Annotated in this window: 17 protein-coding genes; 6 read left to right on the top strand and 11 right to left on the bottom strand. The window is 71.7% G+C overall.

Annotated features, from left to right (window positions below; translation table 11 throughout):
• Positions 1-270 precede the first annotated feature (270 nt).
• From JIX56_RS36560 to JIX56_RS36545, 4 genes are all read right to left on the bottom strand, one after another.
• Positions 271-510: a chaplin gene (locus JIX56_RS36560; protein ID WP_257547019.1), complete on the bottom strand. Its 240-nt coding sequence runs from the start codon at positions 508-510 to the stop codon at positions 271-273.
• Positions 511-733: 223 nt separating this feature from the next.
• A complete protein-coding gene (chpE, locus tag JIX56_RS36555; protein ID WP_257547017.1) occupies positions 734-982 on the bottom strand; it encodes a chaplin ChpE in 249 nt (82 codons plus the stop codon).
• A 157-nt stretch (positions 983-1,139) separates the two neighbouring features.
• Positions 1,140-1,781, bottom strand: coding sequence for a response regulator (locus JIX56_RS36550; protein ID WP_257547015.1), 642 nt, complete (start codon positions 1,779-1,781; stop codon positions 1,140-1,142).
• Entirely contained in the window at positions 1,774-2,919 is a 1,146-nt protein-coding gene (locus tag JIX56_RS36545) for a GAF domain-containing sensor histidine kinase (RefSeq protein ID WP_257547013.1), read from the bottom strand. Before JIX56_RS36545 ends, JIX56_RS36550 begins: the two co-directional genes overlap by 8 nt.
• A 230-nt stretch (positions 2,920-3,149) precedes the next feature.
• Here JIX56_RS36545 and JIX56_RS36540 point away from each other — a divergent pair, with 230 nt between their 5' ends.
• The 3 genes from JIX56_RS36540 to JIX56_RS36530 all read left to right on the top strand — a co-directional run bounded on the left by JIX56_RS36540 (position 3,150) and on the right by JIX56_RS36530 (position 6,016).
• Positions 3,150-3,845 carry an SDR family NAD(P)-dependent oxidoreductase gene (locus tag JIX56_RS36540; protein WP_257547011.1) on the top strand — a complete coding sequence of 232 codons (696 nt, stop codon included), beginning with the start codon at positions 3,150-3,152 and terminating at the stop codon, positions 3,843-3,845.
• Positions 3,842-5,041, top strand: a complete 1,200-nt coding sequence (locus JIX56_RS36535; protein WP_257547009.1) for an S-adenosylmethionine:tRNA ribosyltransferase-isomerase — start codon at positions 3,842-3,844, stop codon at positions 5,039-5,041. The genes JIX56_RS36540 and JIX56_RS36535 overlap by 4 nt, the downstream gene beginning before the upstream one ends.
• A 297-nt stretch (positions 5,042-5,338) precedes the next feature.
• Positions 5,339-6,016, top strand: a complete 678-nt coding sequence (locus tag JIX56_RS36530) for a transglycosylase SLT domain-containing protein (protein ID WP_257547007.1) — start codon at positions 5,339-5,341, stop codon at positions 6,014-6,016.
• Between the two features lie 81 nt (positions 6,017-6,097).
• On the opposite strand, the gene JIX56_RS36525 is transcribed toward JIX56_RS36530, so the two are convergent.
• The gene (locus JIX56_RS36525) at positions 6,098-8,608 is read right to left on the bottom strand and encodes an ABC transporter ATP-binding protein/permease (RefSeq protein ID WP_257547005.1); all 2,511 of its coding nucleotides are present in this window, start codon (positions 8,606-8,608) and stop codon (positions 6,098-6,100) included.
• A gap of 240 nt (positions 8,609-8,848) precedes the next feature.
• Between JIX56_RS36525 and JIX56_RS36520 the strand changes: the two genes are divergently transcribed.
• Positions 8,849-10,759, top strand: coding sequence for a streptophobe family protein (locus tag JIX56_RS36520; protein ID WP_257547003.1), 1,911 nt, complete (start codon positions 8,849-8,851; stop codon positions 10,757-10,759).
• A 372-nt stretch (positions 10,760-11,131) separates the two neighbouring features.
• Positions 11,132-12,340, top strand: coding sequence for a phosphoserine phosphatase SerB (serB, locus tag JIX56_RS36515; protein ID WP_257547001.1), 1,209 nt, complete (start codon positions 11,132-11,134; stop codon positions 12,338-12,340).
• A gap of 112 nt (positions 12,341-12,452) precedes the next feature.
• Here serB and JIX56_RS36510 read toward each other — a convergent pair whose 3' ends face one another.
• The 4 genes from JIX56_RS36510 to JIX56_RS36495 all read right to left on the bottom strand — a co-directional run bounded on the left by JIX56_RS36510 (position 12,453) and on the right by JIX56_RS36495 (position 14,959).
• Positions 12,453-12,971 (bottom strand): SixA phosphatase family protein, encoded by a 519-nt coding sequence (locus tag JIX56_RS36510; RefSeq protein ID WP_257547000.1) that lies wholly within the window; start codon positions 12,969-12,971, stop codon positions 12,453-12,455.
• A 96-nt stretch (positions 12,972-13,067) separates the two neighbouring features.
• Positions 13,068-13,283, bottom strand: coding sequence for a hypothetical protein (locus JIX56_RS36505; RefSeq protein WP_257546998.1), 216 nt, complete (start codon positions 13,281-13,283; stop codon positions 13,068-13,070).
• A 175-nt stretch (positions 13,284-13,458) separates the two neighbouring features.
• Positions 13,459-13,575, bottom strand: a complete 117-nt coding sequence (locus JIX56_RS36500; protein ID WP_005477623.1) for an SGM_5486 family transporter-associated protein — start codon at positions 13,573-13,575, stop codon at positions 13,459-13,461.
• Between the two features lie 49 nt (positions 13,576-13,624).
• Positions 13,625-14,959 (bottom strand): CynX/NimT family MFS transporter, encoded by a 1,335-nt coding sequence (locus tag JIX56_RS36495; protein ID WP_257546996.1) that lies wholly within the window; start codon positions 14,957-14,959, stop codon positions 13,625-13,627.
• A gap of 70 nt (positions 14,960-15,029) precedes the next feature.
• On the opposite strand from JIX56_RS36495, the gene JIX56_RS36490 reads away from it, so the two are divergent.
• Entirely contained in the window at positions 15,030-15,725 is a 696-nt protein-coding gene (locus tag JIX56_RS36490) for a FadR/GntR family transcriptional regulator (RefSeq protein ID WP_257546994.1), read from the top strand.
• On the opposite strand, the gene JIX56_RS36485 is transcribed toward JIX56_RS36490, so the two are convergent.
• Together JIX56_RS36485 and fabI are read right to left on the bottom strand one after the other, a co-directional pair.
• On the bottom strand, positions 15,700-16,053 hold the full coding sequence (locus JIX56_RS36485) for a hypothetical protein (protein ID WP_257546992.1): 354 nt from the start codon (positions 16,051-16,053) through the stop codon (positions 15,700-15,702). The genes JIX56_RS36490 and JIX56_RS36485 overlap by 26 nt on opposite strands.
• A 166-nt stretch (positions 16,054-16,219) precedes the next feature.
• Positions 16,220-16,987 carry an enoyl-ACP reductase FabI gene (gene fabI / locus JIX56_RS36480; RefSeq protein WP_257546990.1) on the bottom strand — a complete coding sequence of 256 codons (768 nt, stop codon included), beginning with the start codon at positions 16,985-16,987 and terminating at the stop codon, positions 16,220-16,222.
• Position 16,988: the final 1 nt, after the last annotated feature.

Raw genomic sequence — 16,988 nt, 5'->3', positions numbered from 1 at the left:
GATGTGGCCCCCATCGCCCCAGCGGCACGACTGCCCGCAGCTACGACGGCAGGCTTGCTCCGGCACGACTGCCCGCTGGGCCGGCTATGGCAGCGGGGCCGCGGCCCTTAAGGGGCGCGGGGAACTGCGCGATCAGGCACGTACGACCCGCGGGCGCCGAACACACCCGTAGCCCCGAGCTATCGGGCGGTCCTGCACGAGCCCCGCAGCACAGCCGAGGGCCCCGCGAACCCGGGAGGTTTGCGGGGCCTCGGCACAGCGCGGTGTAGGTCAGCGGTTGGCCGTGATGTTGCCGAACGCGGGGTTCAGGGCGGCGATCAGGTTGGCGCTGAGGCCCTGGACGGTGAGGGGGACGTCGACCGGGACCTGGACGTCGAGGCCGGAGGCGACGCCCGGGGAGCCCACGGCAGCGCTGTTGGCGACCGAGTCGGCGACGGCGGCACCGGACGAGGCGCCCGCGGCGAGACCGGCGGCGGTGACGGTCAGGGCGGCCTTCTTGGCGATGTTCATGAGCTGCGTCCTCCTGCGTCGTACGTGTCCGACCCGCCCGCGGGCCGTGCGCTGATCAACGCCGGGCCGACGCACGGTGGCACGGACGGGCGGCGGGAACGGCCCGTTCGGCTCGTTGGGGCGACGGTACGAGGACAGGGGAAGCGGATGAGGCGAAAACCTGACCGGCCTCCCAGGGCACGCCTGGAAGGCCGGTGGTCACTGATGCTCCGGGGCGGGAACGTCAGTGGTTGACACCCAGGTTGCCGAAGGCCGGGTTCAGGATGCCGACGACGTTCACGCTGTTGCCGACCGCGTTCACGGGGATGCTGACCGGGGCCTGGATGACGTTGCCCGAGACGACACCCGGCGAGCCGATGGCCTTGCCGTCGGCGTGCGCCCCGCCGTCGGTGGCGGAGGCCATACCGGCACCGGCGGCGACGAGGCCACCGGCCACCATCGTGACAGCGGCGGCCTTCTTCAGGTTCTTCACTTTGAGCCCTTCCTTGCGATCACTGCGGCGGTCGCACGCAGCACGCACTGAAGAACGGCGGGGCTCGCCCGAGGATGCGCCATCCGGGGGACATACACCCGACGGTATGAATCTCAGCCCGGAGCGGAACCCTCCATGTTGCCGGACAATCCGACCGTCATCCGGTCGCACCATGGCGTACCGCCCACAGCGCGGCCTGCGTGCGGTCCGCCAGGTCGAGCTTCATGAGGATGTTCGAGACGTGCGTCTTGACCGTCTTCTCGGAGAGGACGAGCGCGCGGGCGATCTCACGGTTGGAGCGGCCGTCGGCTATCAGGCCGAGCACCTCGCGCTCCCGCTCAGTGAGTGAACCGCCTCTTCCCTGACCGGAGTTGGCCTCCTCCTGGGACAGGAGCACACCGGCGACCTCCGGCTGGAGGAGGATGTGTCCGGCGTGCACCGAGCGGATGGCGCCGGCCAGCGCGTCGGGGTCCACGTCCTTGTAGACGTACCCGGCGGCTCCGGCGCGCAGAGCCGGGACGACCGTGCGCTGCTCGGTGAAGCTGGTGACGATGAGCACGCGCGCTGGGTTGTCGAGTTCGCGGAGCTTGCGCAGCGCGTCCACGCCGTCCATGCCCGGCATCTTGACGTCCATGAGGACGACGTCGGGCCGGAGCTCCTCGGCGCGGGCGACTCCTTCGGCGCCGTCGGCGGCCTCCCCCACGACCTCTATGTCGTCCTGCACCTCCAGGAAGGTGCGCAGGCCGCGGCGGACCACCTGGTGGTCGTCGACGAGCAGCACCCTGATCGCGTCAGCCACCGGGGACCTCCATCTCGATCGTGGTGCCCTTTCCGGGCGCCGATTCCACGGTCAGCCGGCCGCCGACCCCGCCGGCCCGGTCGCGCATCGAGACCAGGCCGAGGTGGCGTCCGGCGCGGCGTACGGCCTGGGAGTCGAAGCCGGCGCCGTCGTCCGTGACGCGCAGGACGGCTCCGCCGCCGTGCCGGTCGAGGGTGACGTCGACGTGCTCGGCTCCCGAGTGCCGCAGGGCGTTGTGCAGGGCCTCCTGGGCGACGCGCAGCATGGCCTCCTCCTGGGCGGCGGGCAGTGCGCGGGCGCCGCGGCCGGAGAAGGTGACGCGGGCGCTGTGGGCGCGGTCCAGGACGTGTATCTGGGTGCGCAGGGTGGCGACCAGACCGTCCTCGTCGAGCCCCGCGGGGCGCAGTTCGACGACGGCGGCGCGCAGCTCGTCCGCGGCCTCGGCGGCGAGCGCGGCGACCTGCTGGAGTTCGCCCTTGGCGCGGGAGGGGTCACGGTCGACCAGGGCGGCCGCGGCCTGGGCGGTCAGGCGCAGGGAGAAGAGCTTCTGGCTGACGGCGTCGTGGAGCTCGTGGGCGAGCCGGGAGCGTTCCTCGGCGATGGTCAGCTCGCGGCTGCGTTCGTAGAGGCGGGCGTTGGTCAGGGCGAAAGCGGCGTGCTGGGCGAGGATCGCCAGCAGGTCCTCGTCCTCCTCGGTGAAGCCGCAGCCGCCCTCGGGTTTGGGGCACCGCTTGTTGGCGAGGAAGAGCGCGCCGATGACCTCGTCGCCGTCGCGGATGGGCAGGCCCAGGAAGTCGACCAGGTCGGGGTGGGCGCTCGGCCAGCCCTCGAAGCGGGGGTCCTTGCGGACGTCGGCCAGGCGCTCCGGGGTGGCCTCGTGGAGCATCGCGGCGAGGATGCCGTGCTGGCGCGGGAGGGGGCCGATGGCCTTCCACTGGGCGTCGCTGACGCCGTCGACGACGAACTGGGCGAAGCCGCCGTGGTCGTCGGGGACGCCGAGCGCCGCGTACTCCGCGTCGAGCAGCTCACGTGCGGAGGCGACGATCGTCTTGAGGACGTCGCGCACCTCCAGGTGCCTGCTCATGGCCAGCAGCGCGGAGCTCACCGCGGCGAGGCCGGACCGTGGACCTTGACTCATGACCTCACCGTACCGGCGGGGTCCGACATCGCGGATCAGCCTGCCGGAGTCCCTGCCCGGGGCCTGGGACCTAGGACCCGGGACCAGGTCTCAGGGTCCGGCCGACGGCCTAGGGCAAAGGGCCCCGGCGCTCTGCGGCCCGCGCACGAGGCGGCGGGGGCGGTCCGTTCCTACGTTGAGATCACCGCCGATCGGTTCGGGCGGCGGCCGAGGACGAGGGGACGGATGTCATGCCGGTAGCGATCATCACGGGGGCTTCGAAGGGGCTGGGCCGGGCACTCGGCACGGCGCTGGCGGAGCGCGGATGGGATCTGGTGCTGGACGCCAGGACCGCCGGGGTCCTGAAGGAGACGGCGGCGGAGCTGTCGGCGTACGGGACGCGGGTGGAGGCCCTGCCGGGGGATGTCACGGACGCCGGGCACCGGGCCGCGCTGGTGGCGGCGGCGCGCGGGCTGGGCGGGGTGGATCTGCTGGTGAACAACGCGAGTGCGCTGGGCGCCGAGCCGCTCGTACGGCTGGAGGGGCTGCCCCTGGACGGGCTGCGGCGGGCCCTGGAGGTCAATGTGGTCGCGGCGCTGGGGCTGGTCCAGGAGGCGCTGCCGCTGTTGCGGGCCGCCGGGGCGGGCGCGGTGATCGACGTCAGCTCGGACGCGGCGGCCGAGGCGTACGGGACGTGGGGCGGGTACGGGGCCTCGAAGGCGGCGCTGGACCAGTTGTCGGCGGTGCTGGCCGAGGAGGAGCCGGGTCTGCGGGTGTGGGCCGTCGATCCCGGTGACATGGGCACGGACCTGTACGCGGCGGCCGTACCGGACGACGACGATCCGCGGCCCGCCCCGGCCGATGTCGTGCCCGCCTTTCTGCGGCTGCTCGACGAGCGGCCGGCCAGTGGCCGCTACGGGGCGCCGTCCCTGTTGGAGGGGCGATGACGACGGCGACGGTGCGTGTTCCGGAGGGGCTGCACGCGCGCGTGCCGGCCGAGCAGCGCGGGCCGGGTCTCGACCGGGACGCCGTACGGATGCTGGTCTCGCGCGGTACGGAGGTGTCGCACCACGCGTTCGCGGAACTGCCGGGGCTGCTGAAGGCGGGCGATCTGTTGGTCGTCAACACCTCGCCGACGCTGGCGGCGGCCGTGGACGGGGCGGTCGGGCACGCGCGCGTGGTGGTGCATTTCTCCACACGGGGCGACGACGGACGGTGGGCCGTCGAGCTGCGGGATCCGGACGGACGCGGCACCACGCGCGCGCGTGCGGGCGTTCCCGCGGGGATGGAGGTGCGGCTCCCCGGGGGCGTACGGCTGGTCCTGGAGGAGCCGCTGAGCGAGCGGGGCGAGCGGCTGTGGTGGGCCCGGGCGGCGGCGGACCCCCTCGCCGAGCCGGGAGGACCGGCTGCCGACGTCCTCGCAGAGCCCGGAGGACCGGCTCCCGACACCCTCGCCGAGCCCGAAGGACCGGCTGTCGAAGGACCGGCTGTCGACGTCCTGGCGGTGTTGCGTGAGCACGGGCGGCCCATTCGTTACTCCTATACGGAGCGGGATCAGCCGCTGTCCGTGTATCAGACGGTGTTCGCGTTGCCGTCGGACGACGGGGCGGGGAGCGCGGAGATGCCGAGTGCGGGGCGGCCGTTCACGGCGCGGCTCGTGACGGAGCTGGTGAGCCGGGGTGTGCGGTTCGCGCCGGTCACGCTGCACACCGGGGTGGCGTCGGCGGAGGCGCACGAGCCGCCGTATCCGGAGCGGTTCGCGGTGCCGGAGGCGTCGGCACGGCTGGTCAACGCGGCGAGGGCCGGTGACGGGCGGGTCGTCGCGGTGGGGACGACGGCGGTGCGGGCCGTGGAGTCGGCCACCGGGTCCGACGGCGTCGTCCGGGCGCGGGAGGGCTGGACGGATCTGGTGGTGACCCCGGAGCGCGGGGTGCGGGTGGTCGACGGGCTGCTGACCGGGCTGCACGAGCCGGAGGCCTCGCATCTGCTGATGCTGGAGGCGATCGCGGGGCGGGCGGTGATCGACCGCGCGTACGAGGAGGCGGTCGGGGGGCTCTACCTGTGGCACGAGTTCGGGGATGTGCATCTCATCCTGCCGCCGAAGGCGCCTCACGCAGAGCATTGCGGCAGCAACTGCCGGTGAGCCCCTGTCCCGCGCGGTGTGAGGCCCCCCATAGGGCGCACGTCACGTACGAAGCTCCCTAGGAGATACATAAGGGCGGCATGAGCGGGAAAGACGTGCTGTTCTGTCCCGTTTTGCCGGTTCCGGTCCAACTACCCGGGATCGTACGTCACACCTTTGCCACGCGATTTTGCGGCCGCTAAGAATGGCAACCGTCGCTCGACGCCGCGGTCTCCCCGCGGCGTTTGTGCTGGAAGAGCTGTGTCCCCCACCCGGCACGAGAGCGACCTCCGCGCTATTCGAAGAGGTCCCTCACTCATGCTCAAGAACGCCAAGATCCCCGGCCGCAGTCTCGCGCTGACCAAGACCCACAAGCTCTCGTTCGCCGCAGCGGCCGCCTTCGGTGCCACCGCCCTCGCGTTCTCGCTGGTGCCGGCCGAGGCTCAGACCGCCACGCAGACGGTGTCCGCGGCTCCGGCGGCGTTCAGCCAGAACCCGGCCCAGACGGTCAAGGCGAGCGTCGTCGACCAGGCCGCCGACGCCGACAAGAAGGCCGAGGCGGCCGCAGCGGCCGCGGCGAAGAAGAAGGCCGAGCAGGAGCGCGCGAAGAAGGAGGCCGCGAGCCGGTCCGCCAAGCGCGCCGCCCCCCTCAAGGCCGCCGCCGCCAAGACGTACCCGGACAACCTCGACGGCTGGATCCGTGAGGCGCTCGACATCATGAAGAAGCACAAGATCCCGGGCACCTACAACGGCCTGCACAAGAACATCATCCGGGAGTCCTCGGGCAACCCGAACGCCATCAACAACTGGGACATCAACGCCCAGAACGGCGTTCCGTCGATCGGTCTGCTGCAGGTCATCAAGCCGACCTTCGACGCGTACCACGTCCCCGGCACGGCCTGGAGCCAGTACGACCCGGTCGCCAACCTGACGGCCGCCGCGAACTACGCCGCCGACCGCTACGGGTCGATCGACAACGTCAACAGCGCGTACTGAGGCCGACGCGGACCTCTGACACCTACGCCGAAGGGCGGCACCCCGGCCGGGGTGCCGCCCTTCGGCGTGTGCCGGTGGAGGCTACTTCCGCATGACCTCCGGCTCGTGGCGGCGCAGGAAGCGGGCCACGAGGACACCGCAGAGCACGCCGAGCACGATGAGGGCGATCATGTCGAGGCTGTAGGCGCCGACCGTGTGGTCCCACAGCGGGTCCGTGTCGCCGGCCTCCTTGGGCGGGCTGATGTTGTTGAAGTCCAGCGTGGCACCCGCGGCGGCGACCGCCCAGCGCGACGGCATCAGGTACGAGAACTCGTTGACGCCGGGGCTGCCGTGCAGAGCGAAGAGGCAGCCGGTGAACACGACCTGGATGATCGCGAACATGACCAGCAGCGGCATCGTCTTCTCGGCGGTCTTCACCAGCGAGGAGATGACCAGGCCGAACATCATGGACGTGAAGCCGAGTCCCATGATCGGGATGGAGAGTTCGAGCATGACGGCGAACTTGCCCTCGCCGAAGATCAGCGCCTCGTCGGGGATCGTCCGGCTGGAGAAGCCGATCGCGCCGACCATGGCGCCCTGGAACACGGTGACCGCGCCGAGGACGATGACCTTGGACATCAGGTACGCAGAACGCGACAGACCGGTCGCCCGCTCGCGCTCGTAGATCACCCGTTCCTTGATCAGCTCGCGGACGGAGTTGGCGGCGCCCGCGAAGCACGCGCCGACCGCGAGGATCAGCAGCACCGTGGTGGCCGTGCCGTTCGGGATGGGCATGCCCGTCGCCGGATTCAACTTCCTGACCAGCAGGTCCTTGTCCGGGTCGATGAGCAGGCTCACCGCGCCGAGCACGGCCGGCAGGATCACCGTGAGCGCCAGGAAGCCCTTGTCGGACACGATCACGGAGACATAGCGCCGGACCAGGGTGCCGAGCTGCGAGAACCAGCTCTGCGGCTTGGGCGGGCGCATCGACTGCGGCGGCGGCATGTGCACCGACTGCGGGGCGACGGCGTCGATGTCCGCGGCGTACATCTGGTAGTGCTGCGAGCCCTTCCAGCGGCCCGCCCAGTCGTAGTCGCGGTAGTTCTCGAAGGCGGAGAAGACGTCGGCCCAGGTCTCGTAGCCGAAGAAGTTCAGGGCCTCCTCGGGCGGACCGAAGTACGCCACCGAGCCGCCCGGGGCCATCACCAGCAGCTTGTCGCAGATCGCCAGCTCGGCCACCGAGTGGGTGACCACCAGGACCGTACGGCCGTCGTCGGCGAGACCGCGCAACAGCTGCATGACGTCGCGGTCCATACCCGGGTCGAGGCCGGAGGTCGGCTCGTCCAGGAAGATCAGCGACGGCTTGGTCAGCAGCTCCAGGGCGACCGAGACGCGCTTGCGCTGGCCGCCGGAGAGGGAGGTGACCTTCTTGTCCTTGTGGATGTCGAGCTTCAGCTCGCGCAGCACCTCGTCGATACGGGCGTCGCGCTCCTGAGCCGTGGTGTCGGCGGGGAAGCGCAGCTTGGCCGCGTACTTGAGGGCCTTCTTGACGGTCAGCTCCTTGTGCAGGATGTCGTCCTGCGGGACCAGACCGATGCGCTGGCGCAGCTCGGCGAACTGCTTGTACAGGTTCCGGTTGTCGTAGAGGACGTCGCCCTGGTTGGCGGGGCGGTAGCCCGTGAGCGCCTTCAGCAGGGTCGACTTGCCGGAACCGGAGGGGCCGATGACCGCGATGAGCGACTTCTCCGGAACGCCGAAGGAGACGTCCTTCAGGATCTGCTTGCCGCCGTCGACGGTGACTGTCAAGTGACGTGCGGAGAAGGAGACTTCACCGGTGTCGACGAACTCCTCGAGGCGGTCGCCGACGATACGGAACGTCGAGTGGCCGACGCCGACGATGTCGTTCGGGCCCAGGAGTGCCGTGCCGCCCTTGGCGATCGGCATACCGTTGACGAACGTGCCGTTGTGCGAGCCGAGGTCGCGGATCTCGAAGCGGCCGTCGGGGGTCGCGTGGAACTCGGCGTGGTTGCGCGACACCTGGAGGTCGGAGACGACCAGTTCGTTCTCCAGCGCACGACCGATGCGCATGACCCGACCGAGGGCCAGCTGGTGGAACGTGGTCGGGCTGCGGTCGCCGTAGACCGGCGGCGCCCCCGCGCCACCACCGGGGCCCTGCTGCGGGAAGCCCTGCTGATGCGGGACCTGTGCCTGCTGTGGCTGCTGCCAGCCCGCCTGCGGCGCCTGCTGCTGCGGGGCCTGCTGGGCGGCGTATCCGGCGCTCGCGCCCTGGGCGGCGAACGGCTGCTGCTGCGGCTGTGCGGCAGCGCCGGACAGGCCGAGTCTCGGACCGTCGGTCGCGTTGCCGAGGTGGACGGCCGAGCCGGGCCCGATCTCCAGTTGGTGGATCCGCTGGCCCTGCACGAAGGTGCCGTTGGTGCTGCCGTGGTCCTCGATCACCCAACTACGGCCGCTGAAGCTGATCGTGGCGTGACGCCAGGAGACCCTGGCGTCGTCGAACACGATGTCCCCCTGCGGATCACGTCCGAGGGTATATGCCCTGGACGGATCGAGCGTCCAGGTTTGTCCGTTCAATTCCAGTACGAGTTCCGGCACTCCAGCCCCACTGAGTTGTCCCCCGAGTTACCCCCATCACAGGGAGTCTAGGGATGTCGAACATCGGGGGGAACTATTTCAGGCTCGGCCCCCTGACCGAAAGTCGGGCCTTGTGAAGAGTACGTACGGGCCCGTCCGCCGGGCCCGTTGACGGGGTCGAAACCCGGCCGGAGAGTGGTAATCCCACGCGAGGGGGACATCAGCGGTGCAACGCCGCGATGCGGATCGGGGGGTCCGACCATGAGCAAGCAGACCGTTGGCCATGGCAGGAGCGTGCCGTGGGGGGACGTACTGTTCTCCGCGATCGCCGCCGTGAGCTGGGCGTTGATCGGGATGGCGGGCACGGCGGCACTCGGTCTGCATCTGTTGGAGGCCGACTCGGCGGGCGAACTGGGGCCCATGACGGCGGCGGTTGTGGCGCTCGGGGCGGGTGGTTCGGTGACGCCGTCCGGCGATGTATCCGTCTTTGGCCTGGAAGGAGCGCAGGCCACCACCGCCATCGAGATCACGCCACTGGGCGTGGGCCTGGTGGGGGCGCTCCTGCTGTCCTGGTTCTTCCTACGGTCCCTGCGCGGCACGGGAGTTGAGATCGCGCCCGGCGAACTCCTCGCGCGGGCGGGCACGGTGCTCGCGCTCTTCGTGGCCCTGATGGGTGGGCTGGCCTGGGCCGGGAACGCCGTCATCACCCTCGACGGCAGCCAACTGGGGATCGACTCACAACTGCCGGGCGGCGGCGACCTCGACAACGTGGAGATCCCCGGGCTCGGCGACATCGGGGACATCGGCGGCGGCCTGCTGCCGGACCGGCTCGGGGACCTGGCCGACGCGAACGCCGAGGTCGGCTTCACCGTCGACACCGTTCCCACCCTGCTCGGCGGCCTGCTCTGGTGCGCCGGAGTGCTGCTCATCGCCCTGCTGGCCTCGCGCCGCACGCCCCTGCCGGCCGGCCTCGCCGCCGTGCACCGGGTGGTACGGCCCGCCGTGTCCGCCGTGGTCGGCGTGCTCCTGGTGGCGGTCCTGGCCGGGCTCGCGGCGGCGGTGTACGCGGCGGTCGGCGACCCTCACCCCAAGCGGATCGCCGGCGCCGCCCTGCTCGGCGCGCCCAACGGCGTCTGGCTCGGCGTCCCCATCGGCCTCCTCGTCCCCTGGGACGGCAAGGCCACCGGCGCACTGGCCGACCTGCTGCCCGACCCCCTCGACGAGCTGCTGCGCGTCAGCGCCGACGAGTCCGTCACCCTCGGCCGCCTCGCCGAACTGGACGGCCGTGTCTGGCTGCTGGGCCTCGGGGCCGCGCTGATGATGTTGTACGCGGGGGTCCTGACCGCCGTCCGTACGCCTTTTGAACGGGAATCGGCTGCCGTCGCTGCCGGGGGCGGGGCCGGTGCGAATGTACGGGGCGGGGGTGCGCTCGGCTTCGCCGCACGCTGCGCGCTTCGGCTCGGGCTCGCGACGGCGGTGGCACTGCCGCTGCTCGTCCGGCTGACGGAGGTGTCGGTGGACGCCTCGCTGGCCGTGTTCGGCATCGACGCGTTCGACGCGGGGATCGAGCTACGCGGGCAGGCGGCGATGGCCTTGGTGCTGGGCGCGCTGTGGGGTGCGGGGGCGGGGGCCGCCGGGGCGCTGCTGGCGTGCGCGACCGGGGCCGCCGGGCGGCGGGCCTCGCCGCTGGCTCGGGGGGAGGCGAGGAGCGGCGGGACCGCGTCGACCACCGAGGCGTACGAGACCCGTGCGTCGGGCTCCTCGTCGGGGCCGTACACGCCGGGTACGCCGTACCGGCCGCCGAACCCGGACACCAATCCGTATCTGCGGCTGCCGGAGCAGCTGCGGAGGCCGCAGGAACCGCCGGGGTCGCGGGAGGCGCGGGAGCCCCGGGAGCACGGGCGGGGGGCTGTGGGGCGAGGCGGGGACGGGCGGGGGGCGGGAGGCGGTCCGGGGGCTTCCGGAAGCTCCGGAGGCCCGGGAGCGCAGCGGCCGCCCGACGTGTATGAGGCGCCCACGGTGGTGCGGCGGTTCCCGCCGCCGCCTCGGCGGCCGGGCTCGGGGGCGGGGTCCGGATCAGGGTCGGGGTCGGGTACCTGGCCGGCACCGCCGCCGCCCCCGGAGGAAGGGCCGCCACCGCCTCCTCCGCCACGGGGGCCCCGGGGGCGTTGAGGCAGCCGGGGAGGCGCTCACCGGCGCTCGGCGGGTGCCGCTGCGCCCACTCTCCCCCACTCCCGGCTTCACTCGATCGGGAGGTGTCCCCACCGCCCCAGCGGCACGACTGCCCGCAGCTGGGACAGCGGGAGACACGGGGCTGATGCCGGGAGACACGGGGCTGATGCCGGGAGACACGGGGCTGATGCCGGGAGACACGGGGCTGATGCCGGGTGACGCGGGGCTGATGCGGGGGTGATGCGGGAGGTCTCTCCCCGTGGCGTCGTACACGATCCGGGTGCGCTTCAATCGCTGGTAACCCAGTGTTCTCCGTCCGCTGGGCGGACCTCAGGGGCAAAGGCACGGGGCGCCGGATACGGTTGGTGCATCATGAGCGCTTCGCAGACCTCCTCTGACGTCCCCACTCTCCTCGTCAAGATCTTCGGCAAGGACCGGCCGGGCATCACCGCTGGATTGTTCGACACCCTCGGCGCGTACTCCGTCGACGTGGTCGACATCGAGCAGGTCGTCACCCGTGGCCGGATGGTGCTGTGCGCGCTCGTGACCGAGCCGCCCGCCGGACAGGAGGGCGACCTGCGGGCGACCGTCCACAGCTGGGCGGAGTCGATGAAGATGCAGGCGGAGATCATCTCCGGCCTGGGCGACAACCGGCCGCGTGGCCTCGGCCGCTCGCACGTCACCGTGCTCGGCCACCCGCTGACCGCCGAGTCCACCGCCCGCATCGCCGCCCGGATCACGGCGACCGGCGGCAACATCGACCGTATCTTCCGCCTCGCCAAGTACCCGGTGACGGCCGTGGAGTTCGCGGTGTCCGGTACGGAGCCGGAGACACTGCGGACCGCGCTGGTGACCGAGTCCGTCGCGCTGGGCGTGGACGTGGCCGTGGTCGCGGCGGGGCTGCACCGGCGGGCCCAGCGGCTGGTGGTCATGGATGTGGACTCCACGCTCATCCAGGACGAGGTGATCGAGCTCTTCGCCGCGCACGCCGGGTGCGAGAAGGAGGTCGCCGAGGTGACGGCGGCCGCGATGCGCGGGGAGCTGGACTTCGAGCAGTCGCTGCACGCGCGCGTGGCGCTGCTGGAGGGGCTCGACGCCTCGGTGGTCGACAAGGTGCGCAGCGAGGTGCGGCTCACGCCGGGGGCGCGCACGCTGATCCGTACGCTGAAGCGGCTCGGCTTCCAAGTCGGTGTCGTCTCGGGCGGGTTCACCCAGGTCACGGACGACCTCAGGGAGCGGCTGGGCCTCGACTTCGCACAGGCCAACACGCTGGAGATCGTCGACGGGAAGCTCACCGGCAAGGTCGTCGGCGAGATCGTCGACCGCGCGGGCAAGGCCCGGCTGCTGCGCCGGTTCGCCGCCGAGGCGGGGGTCCCGCTGGCCCAGACCGTGGCGATCGGCGACGGCGCCAACGACCTCGACATGCTCAACGCGGCCGGCCTGGGCGTCGCCTTCAACGCCAAGCCGGTCGTCCGCGAGGCAGCGCACACCGCGGTGAACTTCCCCTTCCTCGACACCGTCCTGTACCTCCTCGGGGTGACCCGGGAAGAGGTCGAGGCGGCGGACACGCACGACGAGTAGGCAAGCAGCTGCGCGAAGGCCCGGCACCGAGGTGGTGCCGGGCCTTCGTCGTGCCAGGTGGCGGGTGCCGGTGGGCCGTACCCCGCGTGCCGGCGGGGTCGCTCGGCCGGGGTTATTCCGTCGGCGTCCAGTAGTCGGCCAGCGTGGCCCCGCCCGGTTCCAGGCTCTTCCAGGGGCCGTCGAAGGAGAGCACGGCGAAGGCGGCGGCGGGGAAGCCGAGGCGGCTCATCCGCTCGCGGGCGTCGCCCTCGCCTTGGCCGGCGAGGATGTCGGCGAGGCCCTGGATTCCGGGGTTGTGGCCGATCAGAAGGACGTTCTGGGCGTCGTCCGGGGTTTCGTTGAGCAGGGCGATCAGCTCGCCGGGCGAGGCCTCGTAGATCCGCTCCTCGTAGACCGTTTTCGGCCGCTCGGGCAATTCATGAACGGCCAGCTTCCAGGTCTCACGGGTCCTGACGGCCGTGGAGCAGAGGGCAAGGTCGAAGGGGATGCCGGAGTCGGCCAGCTTGCGCCCGGCGACGGCGGCGTCCATACGGCCCCGGTCGGCGAGCGGCCGCTCGTGGTCGGAAACCTGGGGCCAGTCGGCCTTCGCATGCCGGAAGAGGACAATCCTGCGGGGTTCTGCGACGCTCATGCGTCCCAGCTTCGCACGAAACAGGCCATGGGGCGCAGGGAGTTGAAGTGCGGATACCCGACACCGGTACATGCGCTCCGGAGGGCCGAGGGCTCGTCACGGTGCGTGGTTCAGCAGGGCCTGCTGTATGCGCTCCAGGAGGTGGGCGATCATGGGGTCGCCGCTGGCCGCCCGGGCTTCCGCGGGGTTGAGGATCAGCAGCAGGAGCGTGACGAAACCGAGGGCGGGCAGGGCGACCGCCCACCAGGGGAGCCGGATGTCGACGCGGCTCGTGGTCGCCGGGTGGGGCCGGGTGTGCGTACGGGCCGACATGCCGCCTCCGTGGTCTCCGAGTCTCGTGGCCCGGTCCTCCGTGGGCCCTCTCGGGTCCCCTGCGGCCACATTTCGAAGTTACGGAATCCGCACGACACAACCCATCCGGTGATCCACCCACTTCACCCTGAGACTCGCCCCCTAGGGGATGGGGGGTTAACCCCACCCTCGACGGTCACGGCGACGCGATCGCCGCGATGATCCCGATGACGACGAAGATGGCGAGGAACGAGCCGAAGACCAGGAGCATCTTCTTCTGGCCGTTCTGGGGGTTCGGGTCGAGCACTGGCATACGCCCAGTTTCGCACCCCCGAACCGGGGCGGAGACGTCGGGGTGCGCCTCAGCGCACGGCTTCGTCCTCCACCACCCGGTCGCGGCCCGCCAGGACGCCCGCCGCGATCTGCGGGAGCATCAGGGCGGCCATGAGGGCGAGGGGCAGGCCCCAGCCGCCGCTGTGCTGGTAGAGGACGCCGACGAGGAGCGGGCCGGGGACGGAGATCAGATAGCCCGTGCTCTGGGCGAAGGCGGACAGCTTGACCACGCCCGCGCCGGTGCGGGCCCGCATGCCGACCATCGTGAGCGCCAGCGGGAAGGAGCAGTTGGCGATGCCGATCAGCAGCGCCCAGGCCCAGGCGCCGTCCGCCGGGGCGAGATGGAGGCCGCCGTACCCGAGGAGGCCGCAGACGCCCAGTACGGCCACGATCGGCCCCTGGTGGGGCAGCCGGGTGGCGAGCCGGGGGATCACGAAGGCCAGGGGTACGCCCATCACCATCGTGACGGCCAGCAGCAGGCCCGCCGTGCCCGCCGGGACCCCCGCGTCACGGAAGATCTGCGGCATCCACCCCATCGTGATGTACGCGGCGGTCGCCTGGAGCCCGAAGAACACGGCGAGCGCCCAGGCGGTCCGGCTCCGGGTGATCCGCAGCGCGGGACCCTCCGCGCGCGCGGGTGCCCGCCCTCCCCCGCGTACGGAGCCCCGCTGCTCGGGCGAGCGTGCGCCGCGATCCCGTACGAACGGCAGCCACGGAACCACGGCGACCACCGCGAGAACCGCCCAGGCCGCGAGCCCGGTCCGCCAACTCCCGCCCAGCGCCTCGGTCATGGGCACGGTGACGGCCGCGGCGGACGAGGTGCCGAGGGCGAGGGCCATGGAGTACAGGCCTGTCATGGAGCCGATCCGGTCCGGGAACCAGCGCTTGACGATGACCGGCATCAGGATGTTGCTGACGGCGATGCCCATCAGGGCGAGGGCGCTCGCGGCCAGGAAGCCGGCCGTGCCGCCGGCGTACGGCCGGAGCAGCAGGCCGGTGGCGATCGCGGCCATGCCGGCGCAGACGACGGCGGCCGGGCCGAAGCGGCGGGCGAGCCGGGGCGCCATCACGCCGAAGACGGCGAAGCAGAGCGGCGGTACGGAGGTGAGGAGCCCCGCGACGCTGCCGCTCATGCCGAGCCCGTCGCGCACCTCTTCGAGGAGGGCGCCGAGGCTGGTGATGGCGGGGCGGAGATTGAGGGCCGTCAGGACGATGCCCAGGATCATCAGCCGCGTCGTCCACGCGCGCGAGCCCCGCGCCGGAGGTTCGGGTGCGGCTCGTCGCGGAGTGGCTCGTTCGGATGCGGCTCGTTCGGGGGTGGACGTCGCCGTCAGGGTTTCCTCGCTCACCATGACGCCCATCATAGAATCATAGGATGATTGGTTGTCCATGGCCCGGCTGCTCCCGGTCGGCCCGTCCGTGCGAAGGTGTGCCATGCCGCTGAGCCATCCCCGCCGATCGGCGTTGTCCGAGCAGGTCATCGCCGCGCTGCGGCACCAGATCACCTCGGGCGAGTGGCCGGTCGGCTCCCGCATCCCCACCGAGCCGGAGCTGGTCGAGCAGCTGGGCGTCGCCCGGAACACGGTCCGCGAGGCCGTCCGCGCGCTCGCGCACAACGGTCTGCTCGACATCCGCCAGGGCTCCGGCACCTACGTCGTCGCGACCAGCGAACTCGCGGGCGTGATGCACCGCCGCTTCGCGGACGCCGACCCGAACCACATCGCCGAGCTGCGTTCCGCCCTGGAGTCGAGCGCCGCGAAGCTGGCCGCCGAGCGGCGCACCGAGAAGGACCTGAAGCAGCTGGACGCGCTGCTCCTGCGGCGTGAGGAGGCCTGGGCTTCGGGGGACGCGGAGGCCTTCGTGACCGCCGACGCGACCTTCCACCTGGCGGTCGTGGCCGCCTCTCACAACGACGTCGTCACGACGGTCTACGCGGACCTGGGAGAGGTGCTGCGGGACTGGCTGCGCGGTGACGTGGGCGAGGAGCTGACCCCGGAGACGTACATGGACCACGCCCGGCTCGTGGACGCGATCCGCGCGGGCGACGCGGAGACCGCCGCGGCGGAGGCGGCCGGCTATCCCTTCCACTGCCGTCCCGGACGGGTCAGTCCGCCGCCCGCTGGTGGCTGAACCACACCGAGCGGACTTCCTTCCAGCAGCGCCCGGTGAGCCGTACGGTCTGCGCCGGCCCCGTCTCGACCTGGGCGCCGTCGCTGTCGATGTCCCACCACCGCGCGCACTCGATGTGCAGCCGCACACGGTCGACGGCCACGTAGGGGTTGAAGCAGTGCGCGATCACCTGGGAGCCGATGACGGTGCTGCGGCAGGCCGCCCCGAAGGGATCGGGCTTGTCATCGTTTCCGTCCCTCACGCGCGCGTGCGGTGTCGCTTCGGACGGGAGGGCGAGTACGAGAGCCAGGGCGACGACAGCGGGGGCGATGCTGCGGGAGATGCGCACAAGGGGGACCTCCTCGGCCGAGTGGCTGGGCGGTGTACGTCCAGCCTGCGCGGCACCCGGCCCCGGCGGCCCGTCGGATGGGCCGAACGAGTGACGACGACCGACGGCTGGGCCCGCACCCGAGAGGGATGCGGGCCCAGCCGTCGGTCAGGCCCAGCGGCAGCGTTCACGCGCCGATCGCGTGCAGCCCGCCGTCCACGTGGATGATCTCGCCGGTGGTCTTGGGGAACCAGTCGCTGAGCAGCGCGACGACACCGCGGCCGGCCGGCTCGGGGTCCTTGAGGTCCCACTCCAGGGGCGCGCGGTCGTCCCACACGGCGGCCAGTTCGCCGAAGCCAGGGATGGACTTGGCGGCCATGGAGGCGAGGGGGCCGGCGGAGACGAGGTTGCAGCGGATGTTCTGCTTGCCCAGGTCGCGAGCGATGTAACGGCTGGTGGCCTCCAGGGCGGCCTTGGCCGGGCCCATCCAGTCGTACTGCGGCCAGGCGAACTTCGCGTCGAAGGTGAGGCCGACGACCGAGCCGCCGTTCTGCATCAGCGGCAGGCAGGCCATGGTGAGCGACTTCAGGGAGTACGCCGAGACGTGCATGGCGGTGGCGACGGACTCGAACGGCGTGTTGAGGAAGTTGCCGCCGAGGGCGTCCTGCGGGGCGAAGCCGATGGAGTGGACGACGCCGTCGAGGCCGCCGAGCTCCTCACCGACGATGTCGGCGAGGCGCCCGAGGTGCTCGTCGTTGGTGACGTCGAGCTCGATGACCTTGGTCGGCTTCGGGAGCTTCTTGGCGATGCGCTCGGTCAGCGTGGGCCGCGGGAACGCGGTCAGGATGATCTCGGCGCCCTGCTCCTGGGCCAGCTTGGCGGTGTGGAAGGCGATGGAGGACTCCATCAGCACACCGGTGATCAGGACGCGCTTGCCCTCGAGGATTCCGCTCATG

It is taken from the genome of Streptomyces sp. CA-210063, from assembly GCF_024612015.1.
GTDB lineage: Bacteria > Actinomycetota > Actinomycetes > Streptomycetales > Streptomycetaceae > Streptomyces.
Note: the sequence above shows the minus strand (reverse complement) of the source record. Positions and strands in the feature narration are given on the sequence as shown.